Annotated in this window: 15 protein-coding genes and 1 pseudogene; 13 read left to right on the top strand and 3 right to left on the bottom strand. The window is 39.4% G+C overall.

Translation table 11 applies throughout. The annotated features are described in order from the left end of the window. The first annotated feature begins 149 nt into the window (after positions 1-149). Together A6E03_RS14585 and yghU are read left to right on the top strand one after the other, a co-directional pair. Positions 150-767 carry a DsbA family protein gene (locus A6E03_RS14585; RefSeq protein ID WP_065592762.1) on the top strand — a complete coding sequence of 206 codons (618 nt, stop codon included), beginning with the start codon at positions 150-152 and terminating at the stop codon, positions 765-767. Positions 768-820: 53 nt separating this feature from the next. Then, positions 821-1,680 (top strand): annotated as a pseudogene (yghU, locus tag A6E03_RS14590) (glutathione-dependent disulfide-bond oxidoreductase). 111 nt (positions 1,681-1,791) lie between these two features. Here yghU and A6E03_RS14595 read toward each other — a convergent pair. After that, complete coding sequence (locus A6E03_RS14595) at positions 1,792-2,976, bottom strand: putative manganese transporter (protein ID WP_065592764.1); 1,185 nt, start codon at positions 2,974-2,976, stop codon at positions 1,792-1,794. A 347-nt stretch (positions 2,977-3,323) separates the two neighbouring features. On the opposite strand from A6E03_RS14595, the gene astB reads away from it, so the two are divergent. Further along, a complete protein-coding gene (astB, locus tag A6E03_RS14600; protein ID WP_065601146.1) occupies positions 3,324-4,658 on the top strand; it encodes an N-succinylarginine dihydrolase in 1,335 nt (444 codons plus the stop codon). A 103-nt stretch (positions 4,659-4,761) separates the two neighbouring features. On the opposite strand, the gene A6E03_RS14605 is transcribed toward astB, so the two are convergent. Further along, the gene (locus tag A6E03_RS14605; RefSeq protein WP_065601147.1) at positions 4,762-7,248 is read right to left on the bottom strand and encodes a molybdopterin oxidoreductase family protein; all 2,487 of its coding nucleotides are present in this window, start codon (positions 7,246-7,248) and stop codon (positions 4,762-4,764) included. A gap of 384 nt (positions 7,249-7,632) precedes the next feature. On the opposite strand from A6E03_RS14605, the gene nirB reads away from it, so the two are divergent. The 6 genes from nirB to A6E03_RS14635 all read left to right on the top strand — a co-directional run bounded on the left by nirB (position 7,633) and on the right by A6E03_RS14635 (position 16,623). Then, on the top strand, positions 7,633-10,191 hold the full coding sequence (gene nirB / locus A6E03_RS14610) for a nitrite reductase large subunit NirB (RefSeq protein WP_065601148.1): 2,559 nt from the start codon (positions 7,633-7,635) through the stop codon (positions 10,189-10,191). Positions 10,192-10,214: 23 nt separating this feature from the next. After that, a complete protein-coding gene (gene nirD / locus A6E03_RS14615) occupies positions 10,215-10,547 on the top strand; it encodes a nitrite reductase small subunit NirD (RefSeq protein WP_065592768.1) in 333 nt (110 codons plus the stop codon). 9 nt (positions 10,548-10,556) lie between these two features. Beyond that, the gene (locus A6E03_RS14620; protein ID WP_065601149.1) at positions 10,557-12,026 is read left to right on the top strand and encodes a NarK family nitrate/nitrite MFS transporter; all 1,470 of its coding nucleotides are present in this window, start codon (positions 10,557-10,559) and stop codon (positions 12,024-12,026) included. 36 nt (positions 12,027-12,062) lie between these two features. After that, positions 12,063-13,841, top strand: coding sequence for a bifunctional protein-serine/threonine kinase/phosphatase (locus A6E03_RS14625; RefSeq protein WP_065601150.1), 1,779 nt, complete (start codon positions 12,063-12,065; stop codon positions 13,839-13,841). A 155-nt stretch (positions 13,842-13,996) separates the two neighbouring features. Next, positions 13,997-16,141 (top strand): LruC domain-containing protein, encoded by a 2,145-nt coding sequence (locus tag A6E03_RS14630; protein WP_083201867.1) that lies wholly within the window; start codon positions 13,997-13,999, stop codon positions 16,139-16,141. A gap of 11 nt (positions 16,142-16,152) precedes the next feature. Then, entirely contained in the window at positions 16,153-16,623 is a 471-nt protein-coding gene (locus A6E03_RS14635) for a hypothetical protein (RefSeq protein WP_065601151.1), read from the top strand. Positions 16,624-16,684: 61 nt separating this feature from the next. On the opposite strand, the gene A6E03_RS14640 is transcribed toward A6E03_RS14635, so the two are convergent. Next, positions 16,685-17,875, bottom strand: coding sequence for a leucine-rich repeat-containing protein kinase family protein (locus tag A6E03_RS14640; RefSeq protein WP_065601152.1), 1,191 nt, complete (start codon positions 17,873-17,875; stop codon positions 16,685-16,687). Positions 17,876-18,099: 224 nt separating this feature from the next. Between A6E03_RS14640 and A6E03_RS14645 the strand changes: the two genes are divergently transcribed. The 4 genes from A6E03_RS14645 to A6E03_RS14660 all read left to right on the top strand — a co-directional run bounded on the left by A6E03_RS14645 (position 18,100) and on the right by A6E03_RS14660 (position 22,166). Then, positions 18,100-18,900, top strand: a complete 801-nt coding sequence (locus tag A6E03_RS14645; protein WP_065592773.1) for a hypothetical protein — start codon at positions 18,100-18,102, stop codon at positions 18,898-18,900. A gap of 168 nt (positions 18,901-19,068) precedes the next feature. Beyond that, entirely contained in the window at positions 19,069-19,722 is a 654-nt protein-coding gene (locus tag A6E03_RS14650; protein ID WP_065601185.1) for a hypothetical protein, read from the top strand. A gap of 368 nt (positions 19,723-20,090) precedes the next feature. Further along, positions 20,091-20,981: a LysR family transcriptional regulator gene (locus A6E03_RS14655; RefSeq protein ID WP_065592775.1), complete on the top strand. Its 891-nt coding sequence runs from the start codon at positions 20,091-20,093 to the stop codon at positions 20,979-20,981. 90 nt (positions 20,982-21,071) lie between these two features. Then, positions 21,072-22,166, top strand: coding sequence for an efflux RND transporter periplasmic adaptor subunit (locus A6E03_RS14660; protein ID WP_065592776.1), 1,095 nt, complete (start codon positions 21,072-21,074; stop codon positions 22,164-22,166). Positions 22,167-22,175 lie beyond the last annotated feature (9 nt).

Raw genomic sequence — 22,175 nt, forward strand, 5'->3', positions numbered from 1 at the left:
GAACCTTTTTAAAATCAATAATAGAGCAATAATTACGCACAGTTGCGGTGGCGCTGATTCTATGCCCTTATTTGAAATTTTGCTATTAAGTTATGCATCCCATATGATGAAAGTAACGATTGCTGATATTAATATAAAGGGATTAAATTATGTCAGAAGAAAAAGCAACACTCTATTACGTATATGACCCAATGTGTTCATGGTGTTGGGGCTATAAACCAACCTGGGATAAAGTAAAAAAAACGGTGTCTGGTGATATTGATATCGTGTATGTCCTTGGTGGGTTAGCTCCAGATTCTAACGAACCAATGCCTAAAGCAATGCAAACTCAAATTGCCTCCTACTGGCAGAAAATAGAAAACTATCTAGGCACTGAGTTTAACCATGATTTTTGGGAAGATAACACCCCTCGTCGTTCAACCTATCCATCTTGTCGCGCGGCAATTGCTGCTCGTGAGCAAGGGGCAGAATTATCAATGCTTGAAGCTATTCAACAAGCGTATTATTTGAATGCCAAAAACCCAAGTGATAACGAGGTTTTACTCGAATGTGCCCGTAATATTGGGTTAAACATGGAACGCTTTGAATTGGCGTTATTATCGCCAGATACCCACCAAATGTTATTAGATGAAATTGCATTTACTCGATCGATAGGCAGTAATGGCTTCCCTTCCTTATTTCTTAAAAAGGACGGTGAGTTTACTGAAATGCCAATTGATTATGAAAAATCAGAAGGAACCGTTGCTTTACTAAAAAGTCGTCTATGATTAATGCTAGAAAATAATAAATTTTCGATTTCCTCAGTGGATAAGGAACCATAATGACCACAGATTATACTCCTCCAAAAATTTGGGTTAATGACACTAATGGTGGCAATAAGTGGGCTAATATAAATAGCCCTGAATCTGGTGCAAGATATGAGAAAAATCTTCCTATTGGGGAGCATGCTTTACAGCTTTACTCCCTTGCCACGCCTAATGGACAAAAGGTAACGATTCTTTTAGAAGAGTTATTAGCATTGGGAGTGAAAGAGGCTGAATACGATGCGTATCTGATTAATATTGGAGAAAGTGAGCAATTCTCATCAGGGTTTGTTGATGCAAATCCAAATTCAAAAATTCCAGCGTTAGTGGATCATTCGATTGATCCTGAAGTTCATGTTTTTGAATCGGCTTCTATCTTGGTTCATTTAGCTGAAAAATTCGGTCACTTTTTACCAAAAGAAGGCAGTGCAAGAATACAAACGTTTAATTGGTTATTTTGGGCGCAAGGCTCTGCCCCATTTTTAGGGGGGGATTTGGTCATTTTTACGCGTATGCTGATGAAAAGCAGGAATACCCAATTAACCGCTTTTCAATGGAAGCGAAACGCCAATTAGACGTTCTTGATAAACAACTAGCGACGAATACGTATGTTGCAGGTGAAGAGTACAGCATTGCAGACATGGCGATTTGGCCGTGGTATGGCAACCTAGTGCTAGGTAACTTGTATGATGCGGCTGAGTTCTTGCAAGTAGAGGGCTATACCAATGTAGTGCGTTGGGCAAAAATGCTTGATGCAAGAGAAGGCGTTCAACGAGGGAAAATTGTAAACCGTTCTTGGGGTGAAGAGTGGGAGCAAGTGCCGGAGCGTCATAGTGCTGCGGATATTGATGTGGTGTTAAACAAGAAGCCAAAATAATCATAGTGACGATGTTTAGATCAAAAAAGGCGACAGTTGAATACTGTCGCCTTTGTTTTTTATTCGCACTTATTTAGTTAACTACTCTATCTAAATGAATCAGTAAGGTGGTTACATTTCAAATAAGAAGTAGTAACCATAACCAACCACAAAGGCAGGGACTGCTGAGTAGAAGGTCGCGACCATTGCCGCTTTTGGTGCTAATGCAATCGCTGGGAAAAGTGCATCGCCATCATTTGAAATTGCATTTGAAAGCTGTGCAGACATCGGCATTGCACCAGATAGGTACAGACTCGTGACTAATATTTGAGGACCACAGCCCGGTAATAAACCAATCGCTAAACCAATTAAAGGCATCCACATACCGTAACCTAAGAATACGGTGTGTAAATCGACACCTGAGAAATAGGTAGTCAGTTCAAAAATTAAGAAAGCCACAATCACCCAAGCTGAAACAAAGTTAGTGTCTTGCGCTGCTTTTTGAATAGGATGAGAAGTCACACATTTATTGTCTTCAGAAACTGTTGATTGATAATCGCCGATCTCTTTGGTTAATGACCATAACAACATACTACCAATGGCTAACGCAGCGCCAATCCACTCAATCGTGTGCTCAGGAACATGAAGCAATTGGTTGATATCAACTTGGAAAGAGCCTAACACCGCAACGACAGTCGCAGGAACCAATACCCACTTCCAAAATGCACCTTGTAGATTAATCGCTTTAACTTGTAAGCAAGGAATATCACGCTTAGGTTCTACCATTTCTTTTGCTTCTGGGCGTAAAAAGTCGTCTTTATGCAGGGCGTTTACGATGATGCCAGATACGGCACCCACAACCACACCTAACGCCATCACACCAAATCCGACTTTAGGTTGTGCAGCAATCAATAAGAAAGCCGCATCACCCATGGTAGCCGTTAAAACAGCAACCACTGACCCAAAGCCTACTTTGCCACTAATGTATTGCGTGGTAACAACGATGGCGCCGCCACAGCCCGGTAATGCACCAAGTAAAGAAGAGAAAACAACTTGGTTGGTACGAGATTTATTATATAAGGCCGTAATGCGGTTGGTTTTACCCATAATATTAGATAGGTAATGATAAATGACCAACGTGAAGGCCACATAAGTAGAAACTGCCCAAAATGCATCAGAAAGAGTCGTGACAGTGATGGTGCGTGTTGTTTCTGCCGCGACTAACGCGAGTAATGTAATAGGCAATAATAGACGCTTGTGTTGCAGTGAGAACTGCGAAAACGAGAACGATTGTGAAAATGAATTAGTAGTCATCATAATTATAAAGCCATCAGTAAATGCGAATGATTATTAGTATATGCAAATGAGAATTATTATCAACAATCATTTTAATAGGAATTACCTATTGATATGTGTTTTTTGTTTCTTATTTTAAAAGAGAAGAAAAAGCTGCATAGTTATTTAATTACAGAGAATAGTTAATTAAAAGCGAATAAATGTTAAATAAAAGTTGTGATTGTGCGCTTGTTTGATGAGATTAAATGCTGCCGAATGAATTAGATTTGCTAGTATCTTGAACAATCAAACTCAATAGAGTGAATTGGACGATTACTTTTTATTATAGGTAAGCCAAGAAAAAACACAGAACAATTATGAGGGAATATATGAAAGCAGTTGAAGCGAACTTTGATGGTCTTGTTGGACCAACGCATAACTACAGTGGTTTATCGGTTGGAAATATTGCCTCTAAAAATAATAAATCGGGTGCTTCAAACCCAAAGCAAGCGGTGAAGCAAGGCTTAGAAAAAATGAAAGCCCTGTATGATATGGGGTTTGTTCAAGGGGTATTAGCGCCTCAAGAACGTCCTGATATTGCTACGTTACGCCGTTTAGGCTTTTCTGGGTCAGACGCTAATGTATTGCAACAATCACATCAATATTCTCCTCAGTTACTCGCGGCTTGTAGCTCGGCATCAAGTATGTGGACAGCAAACGCAGCGACCGTATCCCCAAGTGCGGATACGACGGATGGCAAAGTTCACTTTACGCCTGCAAATCTCATTAATAAATTTCATCGCTCAATTGAAGATGAAGTGACCGGCAATATTCTAAAAGCCACGTTCGCAGATGAAAAACACTTCTCACATCACGAAGCCTTGCCACACAGTGATTACTTTGGCGATGAAGGCGCAGCGAATCATACACGTTTTTGTAATGAGTACGGCGAGCAAGGTGTCGAGTTTTTTGTATTTGGTAAGAGTGCATTTAATGACCGTTACCCAGCACCTAAAAAATACCCTGCGAGACAAACATTAGAAGCGAGTGAGGCGATTGCACGAACGCATGGTCTACGTGAGCAATTTACGGTCTTTGCACAACAGAACCCAGACGTTATCGACCAAGGGGTTTTCCATAACGACGTTATTGCTGTCGGTAATAAGAATACGTTATTTTGTCATCAACAAGCGTTTTTGAATCAAGAAAAAGTGAAATCTGATTTAAGTGCTTCTTATGGTTCTGGCTTTAATGTTATTGAAGTGCCAACTGATGAAGTGTCGCTTCAAGATGCAGTAGAAACGTATTTGTTTAATAGCCAATTAATAACAAAGCCGAATGGTACAACCTTGATCATTCTTCCACAACATTGTCGTGAGAACCCAAGAGTGTGGGCTTATTTAAACGAGCTTGTAGAGCAAAAACGTGGCATTGATGAGCTACATACCTTTGATTTAAAACAGAGTATGCAAAATGGGGGCGGCCCAGCCTGCCTTCGTTTACGTGTCGTATTGAATCAAGCTGAACAGAAGGCTGTAAACCAGCAGACATTAATGAATGATATGTTATTTTCAACGTTGAATGCGTGGGCGGATAAACACTATCGTGATCGTATTGAAGACAAAGATCTTGCGGATCCTCAATTGCTATTAGAATCACGTGCTGCACTCGATGAGTTAACGCAGATCATGCAGCTTGGCTCTGTGTATCCGTTCCAGAAATAACATTACGTAAGTCTTTAAAATACGCCAATGGCTTCGATATTCCATAAAATCGAAGCCATTTTTATTGATATTGATGGACATTGTATGGCGCTTACACCGTTAATTATGATGAAAACATGGTTTTAATGTTATCTTTTTCATTATGTTGATAGAGATTAAATAACCATGTTTTTTGTGCATTAGTGGTTTTTTCACTGACAACAAAAGCAGAATGTAATTTGGTATTACTGATGATAGCGTGTCGGTATTCATGAGTTAACTCTGAGGTTAATTTACTCTCTTTATTTATGTTATCGAGCAGAGAGGAGAGTTGAATAATAAGCGCCATGGTATTTTGTTTACTGGCAATTCTATATAAGTACCCCCCATTAGTTTTTTCGCATACCCAATACTCAATATTATCCATTTCTACTTTATGAGGAGTGATAAACAAGGCTTCACTGTTGTAGTGCCATTGTTTAATATTTACTGGGGTATGCTTAAATTCTGGCTGACCTGAGTCGGGGTCTACGACATCGTTAATCAACAAACAAGGTTTACTGTTTTGTGCGGTCGCGCTGTTCCAGTGAATAGGAATAAACAGTGAGTTTTCGCTTATCTCTTCGGTAACACAGACGCGAGCTTGAATTGCGCTGTTTACATTGTAAATTTCAGCTATATGGTTGTTTTCAAGTTGATACTCAATGGCGGTTTTAGGGTGGATTTGCACAAAAGGTTCCGCTGTGTGAGAAGCTAAGGTTTCAGATAAACCAGTGCGACTCATGGTATGCCAATGATCACGAATACGACCTGTATTTAGCAGTAAAGGATAGCTCATAGAAGTGGCATTCTGAGGCGATGAATAGCTTATCGGTACAAATCGTGCTCGTTTATCTGGAGTAAAGAACTGCGCGTCTGAAAACAACCGTATGTGTTGTATATCTGCTTTTTCTTGTATATTTGGTTGCTGTTCTAATACTGGCCATTGTTGAGGAGTCAACTCGCTGTATCCTTTATCATCCAGAGTAGTTAACCCAAGTAAGTGTAAATCTCTTGGCTGCTTGTCCTGTCCTAGTGTCGTCATTTGAGCATATTCTTTAAATATTTCGCCTTCATGACGATAAGTAAACGCGGTTTCAAATCCCATATTCTGAGCAACTTGAGAGATTATCCACCAATCCGGCTTGGCCTCTCCTGGGCTTGGTAAAATCCGACGTTGACGTGAGATTCTGCGTTCTGAATTGGTTACTGTGCCTGATTTTTCACTCCATCCTTGGGCGGGAAGAACCACATCGGCAAAAGCCATGGTATCGGTATTATCCATACAATCGGACACGACAACCAATGGGCACTTTTCTAACGCCGTCATTATTTTTTTACTATTAGGTAAGCTCACCACAGGGTTCGTTGCCATTATCCATACGGCTTTGATTTTTCCTTCTGCCATCGCATCAAACAAGTCTATGGCTTTTAAGCCTTCTTTTGTTGCTAAGGTATCGGTTTTCCAGAAATCAGAGATAAGCTGATGGTGCTTGGGATTATTAAATTCCATGTGTGCTGCAAGTGTATTTGCTAAGCCACCCACTTCACGTCCCCCCATTGCATTGGGTTGCCCTGTGATCGAAAAAGGCCCACACCCTTGATAGCCAATTTTCCCCATCGCCAAATGGCAATTGATTATCGAATTAACTTTATCTGATCCTTGAGAAGATTGATTGACTCCTTGAGAATAAATGGTCAGTATTTTTTTGTTTTTCGTAAAAATATCATAAAATTCAGTGAGTTCATGTTCTTTTAAACCAGTAATGTCAACAATGCTATGTTCTTTTTTTGCTAACGTTAAAGCCGCATCAAACCCTGTGGTATGTTGTTCAATGTATTCGTGATTAAGTTGTGTATTCTCTGAAATATGAGTCAATAAGCCATTAAATAAGGCGACATCAGATCCCGATTTTATTGCTAAATGGTGATCGGCAATATCACAGGTTTCAGTTCTTCTTGGATCAATAACAATAACGATTAAATCTGGGTTTGATTGTTTGGCTGCGCGTAAACGTTGAAATAAAACAGGGTGGCACCACGCGAGGTTTGATCCTGTAATGATCACGGCCTCGGCGTGTTCGATGTCTTCATAGCAGATTGGAACGGTATCGCTGCCAAAAGCACGTTTATGACCAACCACACTCGATGCCATGCAAAGGCGTGAGTTACTGTCGATATTGGCACTGCCTATAAATCCTTTCATCAACTTATTGGCGACGTAATAATCTTCTGTTAATAATTGGCCTGAAACATAAAAAGCGACAGAATCTGGCCCGTTTTCATCTATGTTTTTTTGAAATTTATCAGCAATATGTTGTGTTACGTCTGTCCAATGAGTGCGCTTTCTTGTTTGTTTTTTATCATGGCGGATCATTGGATAAAGCAGACGACCTTCAGTGCCAACCGTCTCGCCTAATGCGGCGCCTTTAGTGCATAATCGTCCAAAATTGGAAGGATGAGTTTTATCCCCTCGTATCTCTAATTTGCCATCAGAAGTCGGAATCGCATCAATGCCACAGCCTACACCACAATAGGCACAGGTCGTTTTTATCCATTTTTCATTGCTCATTATCCAATCCTTAATAATTTTAGCTTAATAAAAAGAGAGCAAAATATGAACCATTATTTAATACGTTAACAATAAAGATTTTAAAGTAAATAAATAATTTTAAATCAGTAACTTACAAATGTTTGTTCAGATTTTATTTTTTAGGATTGATTGATGTAAAAGAGAAAGAATAAACAATTGCACTGTTTTAGTTAAAAATGCACCACAACAGTACATTTATTATTAATTTCTACTATTTATAATGTTGTTTTTTTCTTTCTATATAGGAGTGGTTGTTTTTATCTAATTGTTTATATTAATTAAATTTACTTTTATTAATTGTGTTGTCATTAGTTGGCACTCTCCTTGCTGAATGTGTTTATACATTTTACAAAGGATAGGCCGATGAGAAAGCAACGGATTGTAGTGGTAGGAAACGGCATGGTGGGTCACAAATTCATCGAGACATTACTTGCTTCTGGGCAAGAAAATAACGAAATCATTACCTTCTCTGATGAATCTCGATTAGCGTATGACCGTGTGCAATTAACGTCATATTTAACAGGCAAAACAGCTGAGGATTTGGCGTTAACAACCGATACGTATTATCAAGAAAATGGCGTTAGTTTTGTTTTAAATGAAAAAGTAACCGTCATTGATGTTGAGAACAAACAGGTGATTACGGAGAGTGGACGAACAGAACCGTATGACAAATTGGTACTAGCTACTGGCTCGTTTCCTTTTGTTCCCCCCATCCCTGGAAATAACCAAGAACATTGCCATGTTTATCGAACTCTTGATGATTTAGACGCAATAGAAGCGTCGAGTAAGAAGAGTAAAAAAGGCGTGGTTATTGGTGGTGGTTTATTAGGGTTAGAAGCGGCGAATGCGGTTAAGAATTTAGGGCTAGAAACACACGTTGTCGAGTTTGCACCACGCTTAATGGCGGTGCAGTTAGATGATGGAGGTGGCGCGTTATTACGCCGTAAAATTGAAGGGCTAGGCGTTGCGGTTCACACAGAGAAGGCGACAACAGAAATAGTGACTGGTGAAGAGTCTCGTTATCGTATGAATTTTGCAGATGGATCTCATTTAGAAACCGATATGATTGTGTTTTCTGCCGGTATTCGTCCACAAGATGGGTTAGCCAAAGAGACCAATATTCAATTAGGAGAGCGTGGCGGCATTGTCATTAATAACCAATGTCAAACCTCGGTTGATCGTATTTATGCGATTGGTGAATGTGCATTGTGGCAGCAACAGATTTTTGGGTTAGTGGCACCGGGTTACCAAATGGCAAAAGTCGCGGCTAATCATATTTTAGGAGAAGCAGTAGAATTCGCTGGTGCAGATATGAGCACCAAACTGAAGTTATTAGGCGTTGATGTCGCCAGTATCGGCGATGTTCATGGAAAAACAGAAGGCGCACAGTCGTACACTTATCATGATGAAATTGAGCAAGTGTATAAGCGACTAATCATCTCAAAAGACGGTAAAAAAATTGTTGGTGCTGTATTGGTTGGAGATGCGGATGCCTATGGGACATTACTGCAAATTAAGCAAAACGACATGCCATTACCTGCACAACCTTCGGTCTTAATCTTACCCAATGTGAAAGACGATGAATCTGCGGGAATGGGAGTAGAAGCCTTGCCTGATACTGCTGTCATTTGTTCGTGTTTTGATGTGACGAAAGGCGATATAAAACAAGCGGTTTCTTCTGGCTGCACCAGTATGACAATGCTAAAAGAAAGCACCAATGCATCAACCGGTTGTGGTGGGTGTTCAGCGTTAGCAAAACAAGTATTAGACAGTGAATTGAGCCAACTAGGTGTCGAGGTTAATAACCATTTATGTGAACATTTTTCTTACTCTCGACAAGAAATGGCCGACATTATTCGTATCAATAAAATCAAAACATTTGATGAGATATTAGAGAGTCACGGTTCTGGTTTAGGCTGTATTACCTGTAAGCCTACCATTGGCTCTATTTTAGCCTCATTTTGGAATGATTACGTACTTGAAGATAACCTTGCAGAACTGCAAGACACCAATGATATCTACCTTGGTAACATGCAAAAAGACGGTACGTATTCAGTGGTCCCACGTATTGCTGGGGGGGAAATTACCCCTGACAAATTAATTGTGTTGGGGGAAGTCGCCAAAGAGTTTGGTTTATACACCAAGATCACTGGTGGACAACGCGTGGATTTGTTTGGCGCTCATGTTAGCGAATTACCTATTATTTGGCGAAAATTGATAGATGCAGGCTTTGAAACAGGTCACGCTTATGGGAAATCAGTGCGAACGGTTAAGTCTTGCGTTGGCAGCACATGGTGTCGGTATGGAGTGAATGACAGTGTTGGTTTAGCAATAAAAATAGAGAATCGTTACAAAGGCTTACGATCTCCTCATAAAATAAAATTTGCCGTATCAGGGTGTACTCGTGAATGCGCAGAAGCCCAATCGAAAGACATTGGTATTATTGCTACAGACAGAGGCTGGAACTTATATGTGTGCGGCAACGGTGGAATGCGACCACGTCATGGGGACTTGTTTGTTACCAATTTAGATGAAGCTACCTTAGTGCAATACATCGACCGATTATTAATGTTTTATATTCGTACCGCTGATCGCTTGCAACGTACTTCTGTTTGGCTAGAGAACTTAGAAGGAGGCTTAGAGTATTTACGATCGGTCATTGTGGATGATTCTCTTAATCTTGGCGAAACCCTAGAGGCAGAGATGGAGCACAACATCGCTCAATACCAATGTGAATGGAAAACTACGATTGAAGATCCTGAAAAACTAAAACGATTCCAACATTTTATCAATAGTAAAGAGACGGATGATGGGGTTGAGTTTGTAAAACAGCGCGAGCAGAAGTTCCCTAAAAAAGGGCTGCCTGAATTAGAAGAAGGCTTGAGAAAGCACGAAAAAATGATTGAAACAAACAACGTTTAGTTAGCTAAAATAAGGACGGATTTATGAGTGATTGGATCACGGTATGCAACAAGAATGAATTAACGCCGCAATTGGGGGCATGTGCTAAAGTACTCGACCAACAAGTGGCAGTGTTTTATTGCAAACGAAGTGAACGTTTATATGCGCTATCAAATTATGACCCTATTGGAAAAGCCAATGTAATATCAAGAGGCATGATGGGCTCTCTAGAAGGCGAACCCTATATATCATCACCACTTTACAAGCATCATTTTCATTTAGAAACAGGGGTTTGCATTGAATTACCGGAAGTGACATTAACAACTTATCCTGTGCGTATTTCAGATAACCAAGTACAAATTAAGCTAGTTCATTAAAAGGAATTAATGATGGAAGATAAATTTTCTCTGTTTTCATTTTCAGGCAAGATGAAAACGCTGCATTTAAGCTGGATGGCCTTTTTTATTACTTTTGTGGTGTGGTTTAACTTCGCGCCTTTATTGCAAATGGTAAAAGAAACCTTGGGGTTAAGCACAGAAGAAATCAAAACCTTATTGATTTTAAACGTCGCTTTAACCATTCCAGCTCGTGTCATTATAGGCATGCTGACGGATAAATATGGGCCCAGATTGGTCTATTCAATTTTATTGGCGGTGTGTTCAATTCCTTGTTTCATGTTCGCTTTTGCTGATTCATTTATTGAAGCGGCTATTGCCCGTTTTTTACTTGGCTTTATTGGCGCAGGGTTTGTGATTGGTATTCGTTTGGTTTCTGAATGGTTTCCTCATAATGAACTTGGTACTGCTGAAGGGATTTATGGCGGCTGGGGCAACTTTGGTTCGGCAGCGGCGGCATTTAGTTTACCAACCTTAGCGTTATGGTTTGGAGGAGATGAAGGGTGGCGTTACGCGGTAGCAATTACGGGGGTAATGAGTCTGTTATTTTCTTTCATTTTTTATTCTCAAGTAACTGATACACCAAAAGGCGCAACTTACTTTAAACCGACCCACTCAACTGCGATGGAAGTGACTTCTATAGGGGATTTCTATTTTCTTTTGATAATGAAAATACCAATGTACGCGGCGTTAGCATTATTAACATGGAAGTTATCGTCATCGGGGATTGGAATGTTATCTGATACCGTGGTTAATGGGGTGTATTTGTTGTTAGTTGGGATTTATATCTACGAAATAACACAAGTTTGGAAAGTGAATAAAGCCATTTTTAGTAATGATGTTGCACCACATCATCGGTATAAATTTAAACAAGTTGCGGTATTAAATGTGCTTTACTTTGCAACGTTTGGATCTGAATTAGCGGTAATATCTATGTTGCCATTGTTCTTTTCAGACACCTTTGAATTAACCCCTGTAATGGCGGGTATGGTTGCTTCAGCGTATGCCTTCATGAATTTAATGTCTCGTCCTGGTGGCGGTTGGATCTCCGATAAATTTGGCCGTAAACCAACGTTATTGATATTAACCGCAGGGTTAGCCGTCGGTTATTTTTTGATGGGACAAGTCAACAGTGAATGGCCGTTATGGTTAGCCGTTGCTGCCGCAATGGGGTGTTCTTTCTTTGTGCAAGCCGGTGAAGGCGCGGTGTTTGCAACCGTCCCCTTAATTAAACGCCGCATGACAGGACAAATAGCGGGTATGACAGGCGCTTATGGCAATGTAGGTGCTGTGGTTTATCTTACCGTGTTGTCTTTTGTTAGTTACCAAACCTTCTTCTTAGTGATTGCCGCTACCGCCGTTTTAGGTTTTGTGGTGCTGCTTAAAATGGAAGAACCAAATGGAAAAATAACGGAAGTGAATGAAGACGGTAGTATTACGTTAATAGACGTATCTAACTAATTATTATCGTGATTAACAGACAGGGAGGTTTGTTAAATGAAGAAGGTTGTAGACTTACAACATGAGTTAGTTTTACGTGTTGGTGGATACTCAACTCAAGGAAAACGAGAGAACAACCAAGATGCCTTCATTGTTAAGCAAGCCTTATTGTCTGAGCAACAATTTAAAGGGCACGTTGCGTGTATTGCGGATGGTGTGAGTTGCAGTGATAAAGGTCAGCAAGCAAGCCATACCGCCGTCACACAGTTTGTTGATGATTACTTTTCAACCCCAGACAGTTGGGGGGTAAAGCAAGCCGCAACCAGTATATTATCAACCATTAATTCATGGTTGTATCAGCAACAGAAAAACAATGAATTGCTACATAATGGTTGGTTAACCACATTTTCTAGTGTGATCATTAAATCCAATACCGCGCATATTTTTCATGTGGGTGATAGCCGGGTGTATCTTTACCGCAATAAGAAATTGCAACAAATAACCAAAGATCATCAACGACAAGGGATTAAACATCATCAATATTTAACTCGAGCATTGGGGATGGATAGTCATATAGAAGTTGATTATCAATCCATTGCATTAGAGCAAGGCGATAAATTTATTCTGACGACCGATGGCATTCATGATGTATTGAATGAGCATCAATTGAGTGTTGAACTGGTCACAATAGCAGAGAAAAAGAGACCTTTAGAATCTATATCGTCACATTTATGTTCATTAGCGATAGAAAAAGGATCGCTAGATAATTGCAGCAGTCTATTGATTGATGTTGTTAACTTGCCACGTAAATCCCCACAGGAATTAATTCAATTATTGAATCAATGTCATATTCCTCCTGTATTAAAAGTAGGTCAAAAAATTGATGAGTATCGAGTTCAACAGATCTTGTATTCAGGTGTCCGTAGTCACGTATATCAAGTGATTAATGAAGAAACGTCTAAACGTTATGTGTTGAAAGTTCCGTCACAACAATTTGCAGAAGATCGTGATTATTTGAGTTCTTTTATTCAAGAGCAATGGATAGGAGAAAAGGTAAAAAGCAACCGTATTATGCGTATTTACCCACGCTTGCCTACTTCTTCTTTTATTTATCATGTGTGTGATTACCTTGAAGGAATAACGGTACGGCAATGGATGTTTGATAACCCACTTCCAAGGCTTGATGAAGTACGAGCAATTATTAATGGTGTAATGAAAGCGGTGAGGGTATTACAGCGTTTACATATTGTACATCGAGATCTAAAACCCGAAAACATCATGATCATGCCAGACGGTCATATCGTGTTGATTGATTTTGGTGCGGCAACGGCTGATGGATTTGAAGAAGCATTATCAACCATTGAACTCCAATGCCCATTAGGTGAGGTGAATTACAGTGCGCCTGAATACATTAATGGCGATAAAGCGACACACCAATCAGATATATTCTCTATTGGTGTGCTTTGTTATGAGTTACTAAGTGACAACAGAACGACAGGCAGAGGAGCGGATAAAACGTTACCTTACAAGCACATTACTCAACAATCGTTACACGCTAAAAGACATCAAGTATGGACGTACCATTCATTGTTATTCCAGCGAGATGAAATACCCGTTTGGGTAGATGAAGCCATTAAAAAAGCGTGTCATGCTTTACCATCCCAACGGTATCTGCACATGAGTGAATTTATGGCCGATTTAAATACGCCAAATGCTCAGTTATTACGTAATAAGCAAGACCAACCACTAATGGAAAGGGATCCCATTCTATTTTGGAAAGGTGTGTCGATTGTTTTAGGTATTATGGTACTGATTGAATTTGGGTTATTAATATAGACTCATCGTTATTATCAATTTGATTCTCAAAATAGAATTATAGTGTCTTTCATTTTGATAGTGATAAATGAAATCCTTTAATAAACAATGCGTTAAATTTTAGGCATGCTCTGTGCTTCTTCTCTTATACAAACTAAGTATGATGAAGGAACATTATGATGCAGAACTATTTTATACCTTATGTGACAGCCTTAATTGTTGTATTAGGTTTCAGTGTTCAATCACAGGCGGCTGTTCCATTTGCTTCTTGTCCAAGCCAAGCCTTTATGGTGCAGAACCCATCAGGAACTCCGATTGCTTATGGCATAAGCCTTGATGTAGGTAGCTATAATACGTTGTCTTGGGAGATCGGTGACGGAAAAATCAATGGTGTTGGTTACAGTGTCCATGATGATTATATCTATGGATGGGATTATGGCGCACAAACACTGACTCGAATTGGGTCTGACTTTATATCAACGCCCTTATCTGTTGCGAATTTAGAACTTGGTCCAACGTCATTTTATGTAGGTGATGTATCAACCGTTGAGAATGCATGGTATGGCTACCGAGTGAATAAAGGGTTCTTTCGAATTGATTTAGTCACACTTGTAATGACGAAAATTGCGAGTTCAGCCACCGTTGGTAATCTTAGAATTTTAGACATGGCTTTTCATCCTGATGACGGTCTTCTTTACAGTGTCGATAATAACGGTTATTTGTATAAAATCGCTCCCGATACTGGCATTAGCACTCAGTTAAACCAAGTCATTTCTAGCAGTAACGTTGGTCATAGTTTGGCGTTTGGGGCGCAATATTTTGATGTGGATGGCAACCTATACCTTAGTAATAACGGTAATGGCTATATTTACAGGGTAAGTATTGATGAGCTCAACTCTAGCTCTGATTTTTTCGCTTATGGACCATCAAGTAATTCAAATGATGGCGCCCGTTGTGCGTTTGCTCCTGTTGGACAAAATGAGAACAGTGATTTTGGTGATGCTCCAGATACTTACGGCACACTGTATGATTCGTTTGGCGCTCGTCATGGCATAACAAGCTTAACATTAGGTGCAATTGTTGATGGAGAAAGTGAGGGCTATGCGTACCCACTGTCAGATGACGTTTCGGATTCAAGTAATGATGATGATGGTATCTCTTTCCCTGTGCCTCTAGAAATCAAAGAAACCAGTTTTATCTATGCCGACGTTAATGGTGCAGATGGAGAGGGTGTAATCAGTGCGTGGATTGATTGGGATCAAAATGGTGAGTTTAATGATGATGAAATTATTCTTGATAGCGTATGGGTTGATGATGGCCAAAACCAATTGTACTTTGAAGTACCAAGTTGGGCGCTTGCAGGCGAAACATGGGCACGTTTTCGTTTAAGCCATACTTATGATGTAGGCCCTAATGGGGGGGTAAGCGCTGGGGAAGTTGAAGATTATCAAGTCATTGTTACTGACCAAGGCGTTTCTGTTGAACTTTATCCTACGGGATCAGGATACACCACTTTTGCATATGAAGATCAGTACCCTAAAGTGGGTGATTACGATATGAATGATGTACTTATGAACGTCAAATATACGGAGTTTAGCCACAGTAACCAAGTTATTCAGCTTAAAATTGAAGGTAAAATAGCCGCAATCGGTGGGACTTATCATTCAGGATTCGCGATTCGTTTACCGGGGATAAGCCCAGATAAAATCAAATCAAGTTCAGCAAAGCTGTTCATTAATGGTGAATTAAAAAATACGGAAGTGCTTGAAAGTGGAACAATAGATGCCGTGCTTATTGTGCATGAAGATCTTTGGTCATTTACTGAATCAGGCGAAGAAGATGGATGTGATATGTACCGAACTCAGTCTGGCTGTGGTACGCAACACCGTCCAACATGGTCATTAATCGTTCCATTTGAAGCGCCTATTCCACAATCTCAAATGCCAGAATTACCTTACGACCCATTTATCTTTGCTACTCCTGGTTATTACTATGGTGGTACGAGTTTTCAAATAGGGGGAGGAAATCCGGGGAGAAGCGTCGAGGTTCACCTTAAAAATAACAAACCGACGTCAAAATTTAACTATGGTTACGTTGGGCACAGTGATGATGCAACCAACGTTGCTAATGACACCTACTTTCATACCAGTAATGGTCTTCCGTGGGCAATTGAAATACCAATGGATTGGAAGCACCCAAGTGAGTCTGTCAGTATTTTAGACGCTTATCCCCAATTTGCTGATTTCGCTCAAGATGAAACAGGGCAAACTGCACCAGATTGGTATATCACTCCAAATACGGGCAAAACTTATATAGATTAAGGAGATAGACTATGAATAATATAGGAAATATAATGAACCGTTTGGTTTTGATACTTGTCCTTGGTCTGCTTACTGCGTGTAATAGCGACAGTGGCGGTTCAGATAGTGGTGGTGGATCAAATTCATCTGGGTCTTCACCTTCTTCCATGTCGGTATTGGATTTAGAGATAAGTACTGAGAACCGTTTGACTTCTGTTTACACTGTGGATATTGATGTCGATATATCTGAAATATCAACGAAGGATGCATTTATCTCGGTATGTGATAACAGCACCGCGAAAGGCGATTTATCTAAAGTAGACTTTGATATGTGCTTACTTAAAGGAAAATTAGAACAAGGTGTTGGAGCGTTTGATCTTCGTGTTGCGAACCATTGTGAAGAGTTAGTTACTATTATTTGGATAATGGAGCAAGACCGTGATCCTCTTATTTATACCTTATCTCACAACAACGAAAAAGAGAGCTCGTGGGTAATTAATTAACAAGACCTATAAAGTAATCAGATAAAAAACAGCCCTTAATGTTAAGGGCTGTTTTTCGTTATTAGTTAGCGCATACACTCATTAAATCATCGATAAAGTAATTCAGTGCTCGTTCTTCGATGGCTTTGATTTTTGTTTGCTGATCGTCGTTCAGCATGTGATACATACTTGCTGCACCAAAATCACCAAAGATAATATTTGCGTCAGCATCAAACAGCGTATTGTGCGCATATAAGTCGCCATGGCACACTTGATTATCATGCAGGTGATTAAACACATTACGCATTTCATTGGTCATTTTATTGATGTGTTCAAGTGATAAGGTAAACCCTTCAGGAAAAGTATCACGCGTGCAGCTTTCTAAACTTGGTGGTAACCCTAAGTTTTTGTAATGCGCTGGGATCAAATTCATGATTAATGCTAAGTAATTATCTTCACTTACTTGCGCTAATGATTGCACCACGCTTGGGTGATTACCGACTTTCAAACACGCTTGCAATTCATCCTCAGGATAACCGTCACTTGTGACTTCGCCCTTAAATACTTTTACTGCAATATCTTTAGGGAAATCAGTAGTTTCGTTATTCCAATGTGCTTTAGAAATTACACCAGAAGCGCCTTGGCCCAATACCTTTTCTAAGGTGTAGCTTGAAGAGGCAATACTAGGTACTGATTTTACTTTTAAATCAGATTTACAGAATGGATTACCCGCAAACGCAAACCACGCCAATTTTGGTAAATCAAACAGTTGCTCTGGGCATTCGACTAATTGGTTTGCTGAAATGCGCAATAACTCAAGATTGTGTAGCTGAGATAAATTACTAGGTAGCGTTGTTAGGTTATTCCCCGCTAATGCGAGCTTTTGCATTAAATGACACTCACCTAAAGTATTTGGTAAGGCGTCAACTTGGTTATCCGTCAATATTAACCAGCGCAATTTAGGCGGAAATACGTTTTCAGCAACGTGCTTAATGTTACATGATTTAAAACCAATCATTTCTAAGTTTGGCAGTGTTGCTAATACATCAGGAAAAACAGTAAATGGGTTATTAGAAGCAAAGAAGATTTTTAGTTTAGTTAACTGGGTGATTTCTTCTGGTAGCGTGGTTAATTGATTATTCGATAAATCTAAGATCTCTAAAGAATCAGCCAAAGATAAAATTTCTAATGGAAATTCGGTTAGGTTGTCACTTAATTGAAGTCGAGTAATACCTTGTAATTCACCAGAGGTTAACTGAGCTAATGTATGCAAACTTATCTTCCTAATATTGAAATGTTAACGGAAATTAGCCGTGGATTGTACGGTTTTTAGAGTCAGAAATCTATTATATCAATTTTGGTATAAATGATATAACGAGATGGCATTAGTCGTATATTTAATATTAACGTATTGTTGTTTTATTGAGCATCAAATGATGCATATGAATGAAATAGAAGTAAAGGGATCTTACTTCGCAGTATTAGGAGAAGACCCAAATGACGACAATAGTAAAAAAATCAATTTTAGCTGTGGCGCTCACCGGCGTATTTTCAAGCGTTGTTATTGCAGAAGAGAAAGAAGTGCAGGATATGTCTGATCCTTTAGCTGTTTATACTCAAGCAGGTGCGGGTTATACCGATAAAGGATTGAACTTAAAAGTAGGTCAAACATACGATACTGGTAGCGAAACTAGTATGGGCATGAATATCATCGAAATTAAAGGCATCGGTGGTGAAGCGGTTGGATGGAATGGGGATGCTCGTAAAAATAACGATGACAGCATAGATTCCCTTCGCTACCGTAATTTTACTGTCGATTTAACCAATGGGCGCGGCGCTCAGGTTGATGTCGATTGGAACTTTGATACCAATCAAGGCTCAGCTTCTTACAGTTTTATACAGGCACTTCCAAAAATGGGACCTGTTAGTTTATACCCTTTAGCGGGATTAGGTTTGGCAGCTGGTGAAGCATACGATCCTCAAGATGAAGGGGCAGCACAAGCACAAGATCGTTATGACTTGCATGGATCTTTTTATGTTGCCGGCCTTTACAGTAAAATTGAAATTACCGATAAGATCTGGATTAACTATAATCCAATGTATTTAGGAACTATTTCTGGTTCTGAAGAATATAAAGATAATGCTTATGGTATTGATAATGATGCAATTTTAACTCATGAAGCTGCAATTAGTTATCAAATAACCAAGCGTTCAAATGTTCGTTATTTTGCTAATTGGACAGAAGATACACACTATTCAGATGGCGATCACCGTATTGAATTTAACTATCAATTTTAATAATGGCATGATTAAGCATTGTCGTTGCTAACGTGTGTTAATAAACCAATTCATTGTTAAATGGGTTGGTTTTTCTGTTTCTATTAATATTCTTTTATTGAGCGTTTAATGAACTACCTATCTAAATTAGATTATGCTTTATTTTCATTTTTACTTCTGTTTTTTGTCATGACATTACCATCAGTTTCTGCAGAGGAAAAACACCAAGACGATCCAACAAAAATAGTGACCAAATTGGGTCTTGGTTACAACGATGATCTTACTATTTCTGGCTCTATTGGGTTAGACCCTGTGCGAATGGTGAACGTCAGAACAAATGCTGATGGGGATGATTGGCGTATTGGTGGTTCATGGTTATTACCGATAGGTATTGTTAATGTCAATTTCAGTCGCACCGAATATGATAACGATGCCTATAAAAATAATTACAGCATTGGTACATTTATTCCATTGTCTTATTTTGGTATTGAACCAATGGGATGGCAGATTTTTCCTATGGCGGGCTACGCTTACAATGATGGTGAATTTGCCGTTGAACAACAGAGCGAAATGCAATCGGGTGATTACGTTTTGATGTCTAATTCAAGCCACAGTGGTTATTTAGGAGCGTTTGCGTTAAAACCACTAACAGACACGTGGAGTGTACTTGCTTTTGGTGGAGGGGCGTTAGGCTCTGATGATTACAGTAGTTATTGGGGCGGTGGTGGTTTGAGCTATAAGATAAATGAAAACCAATCGTTTAATTTTTATGGAGTCGTCAGCGAAGATGACTTTGGTAGTAATGAAAAGGTCGGCGTCTCTTACACTTACGAGTTTGAGTAATCATTTGAATATGTTGATAGATTATAATAAACAATTTACGGATTATGTGAATGTGCATAACCATCAACGTATTTTTATTATCTCATTGATAATTAAACTCATTTCTGTATTTTTGGTAGTCGGTCATGGTATATAGCGGTTAAATTTTGATGAGGTTCTATATATAATTCAAAAACAGGGAAGATAGAATCTGTCTCTATTCTTATGGTTCTTTAGGTCACTGGCTAATCGTCATTGCTTATACAGAATATAACAAATTTGTCATATAGGTCTCAGTCGTCACTATTTCATTATTCCTCTTATAAATGCGACTAGAATTGTCACAATATTTATGACACAGTCGAGGGCTTGCTCATTGGAGAATTAAGATGAAAGTTGAAGATTTAACCTTATTTACTGTGGTCGTTAAGCTTGGCAGTTTTACTGCGGCGGCTAATGCTTTGGATCTACCAAGAGGGAACGTAAGCCGTAGAATAAGTGAGTTAGAACAGCACTTAGGTGTGGCATTATTTTTTCGTACTACTCGACAATTATCTCTGACTCAACATGGTGAAGCTTACCATCAAAAATTATTGAAAGCCTTGGAAGCATTGGAACAAGCTAACGATGCGGCTCAGCAAGTGTCCGACTCACCTAAAGGAAAGATAAAATTTGGTTTACTCCCGCAAAGTGACGGTCCATTGCAAGACATTATTTTTTCATTTCAAGATAAGTACCCAGACATTGAGTTAGACATTCGCATTATTAATAATGGCTTTTTAGAGATGTACCCTCAAGGTTTAGATCTGGCAATGCATGGAGGGGAATTGCATAACAGTAATATTATTGCGAGGAAAGTTTTTGGACTTAAACGCGTGTTAGTTGCGAGTCCTGAGTTCCTCGCATTGAATCAAAATATCAATAAGATACAAGATATTGAACGGTGCGACTGCATTTGTTATCGCTGGCCAAGTGGCGAAATAGAAAACCAATGGCATTTGAATGATGAATACCTACAGATAAAAACCAAACTCACCAGCAATAGTATTGATTTTGTGAAAAATTCCATTATTCATGGCCGTGGAGTCGGTTTTTTACCACAAATGTTGATTGGTGATGAAATTCGTAATGGACAGCTCATTCATATCCTACCAGAATATTGTTCTGCAAAAGAAGATATTTGGTTGCTTTCACCTGAAAATAAAGGGATATCCCGAGTAACGCGATTATTAATAGATCACCTATTAATTGAAATACCTAAGTTGGCATTATTGTCCTGAATTTTGAGACAGTGTTTGTCACGTTTGCTAGCTTATCTCGGCCCTTTATCTCTATACACTGGCTCTAACGTAAAATCTTAGGAGTCAGTGATGAAAAAAACACATTTAATAAGTGTATTAGCGTTATCTAGTGTAGCGTTAGTCGGCTGTAATCAAACTCAGCCTTTGGTTATAAAGAAAACACCACGCCCAATTGAAGTTGTCGAGTTAAGTTCACAGCAAACTCATAGCATTAAACAGTTTTCTGGTACGTTACAAGCCAGTGAGACTGCGGAGTTGTCATTCCGTGTTCCCGGCACTATTCATCAAATCTTAGTACAAGAAGGCCAACGTATTTCTAAAGGGGATGTGATTGCACGGTTAGACCCACACGATTACAAAATATCAGTATTAGAAATAGAAGCGCGACTAAGTGAAGCCAAAGCCGCACACCAATTAGCGAAATCAGAATACCTTCGAGTAAAACAAGCCACTCAAGATGATGCGATAGCAAAAGTGAACCTTGATCGCGCATTAAGCGGCTACAAACGCAGTGCTGCAATGGTAAAAGTGGTGAAACAAAACCTAATCAGAGCAAACGATGCGTTAGGTTATACCGAATTAAAAGCCCCATTTGATGGCGTGATCTCGAATCAAAAATTTGAACAGTTTGAGCAAGCGATTCCGGGGATCAGCGTATTTACCTTACACCAACCAAACCAGTTAGAAGCGGTGATTGATGTACCTGAAAACCTCGCGCATTTATTCCAAGAAAATCAAAGTGCCAATATCAGTTGGTATCAAGAAAAACAGATTTACAGTGCCTCATTAAAAGAGGTTGGAACGCAACCTCATCCTATTAAGCAAACCTACCGAGTCACTTTTCAATTAGATGGATTTGATGTGTCAGAAAAGCCGGCCTATTTACTTCCGGGTAAAGCCGTAAAAGTATCAGTTCCTTTTGCCTATGCAAATAATGCGTACTGTTTACCTTATTCTGCACTTATCGGACAAAAAGACGAACAAAAAGTCTTATTGGCGAATGACCATGAAATTGAAAGCAGACACGTAGAACTGGCTTCATTAGATGCAAACCAAGCGTGTATTAATACGGGACTAATGGTTGGCGATAAAGTAGTGGTTACGGGTGCTGATTATCTAAAAGACGGTGACCCTGTTGGTCAACTGCGCTTTGTTACTCAATAGGAGGTTATG

Source organism: Aliivibrio sp. 1S128 (assembly GCF_001691065.1).
GTDB lineage: Bacteria > Pseudomonadota > Gammaproteobacteria > Enterobacterales > Vibrionaceae > Aliivibrio.

Excerpts from the sequence above, each read along its gene's own strand:
- A6E03_RS14645 (WP_065592773.1), top strand. The coding sequence starts at position 18,100 with ATGACGACAATAGTAAAAAAATCAATTTTAGCTGTGGCGCTCACCGGC.
- astB (WP_065601146.1), top strand. The coding sequence starts at position 3,324 with ATGAAAGCAGTTGAAGCGAACTTTGATGGTCTTGTTGGACCAACGCAT.
- A6E03_RS14595 (WP_065592764.1), bottom strand. The coding sequence starts at position 2,976 with ATGATGACTACTAATTCATTTTCACAATCGTTCTCGTTTTCGCAGTTC.
- A6E03_RS14605 (WP_065601147.1), bottom strand. The coding sequence starts at position 7,248 with ATGAGCAATGAAAAATGGATAAAAACGACCTGTGCCTATTGTGGTGTA.
- A6E03_RS14630 (WP_083201867.1), top strand. The coding sequence starts at position 13,997 with ATGATGCAGAACTATTTTATACCTTATGTGACAGCCTTAATTGTTGTA.
- nirB (WP_065601148.1), top strand. The coding sequence starts at position 7,633 with ATGAGAAAGCAACGGATTGTAGTGGTAGGAAACGGCATGGTGGGTCAC.
- A6E03_RS14635 (WP_065601151.1), top strand. The coding sequence starts at position 16,153 with ATGAATAATATAGGAAATATAATGAACCGTTTGGTTTTGATACTTGTC.
- A6E03_RS14655 (WP_065592775.1), top strand. The coding sequence starts at position 20,091 with ATGAAAGTTGAAGATTTAACCTTATTTACTGTGGTCGTTAAGCTTGGC.
- A6E03_RS14585 (WP_065592762.1), top strand. The coding sequence starts at position 150 with ATGTCAGAAGAAAAAGCAACACTCTATTACGTATATGACCCAATGTGT.
- A6E03_RS14650 (WP_065601185.1), top strand. The coding sequence starts at position 19,069 with ATGACATTACCATCAGTTTCTGCAGAGGAAAAACACCAAGACGATCCA.
- A6E03_RS14620 (WP_065601149.1), top strand. The coding sequence starts at position 10,557 with ATGATGGAAGATAAATTTTCTCTGTTTTCATTTTCAGGCAAGATGAAA.
- nirD (WP_065592768.1), top strand. The coding sequence starts at position 10,215 with ATGAGTGATTGGATCACGGTATGCAACAAGAATGAATTAACGCCGCAA.
- A6E03_RS14625 (WP_065601150.1), top strand. The coding sequence starts at position 12,063 with ATGAAGAAGGTTGTAGACTTACAACATGAGTTAGTTTTACGTGTTGGT.
- A6E03_RS14660 (WP_065592776.1), top strand. The coding sequence starts at position 21,072 with ATGAAAAAAACACATTTAATAAGTGTATTAGCGTTATCTAGTGTAGCG.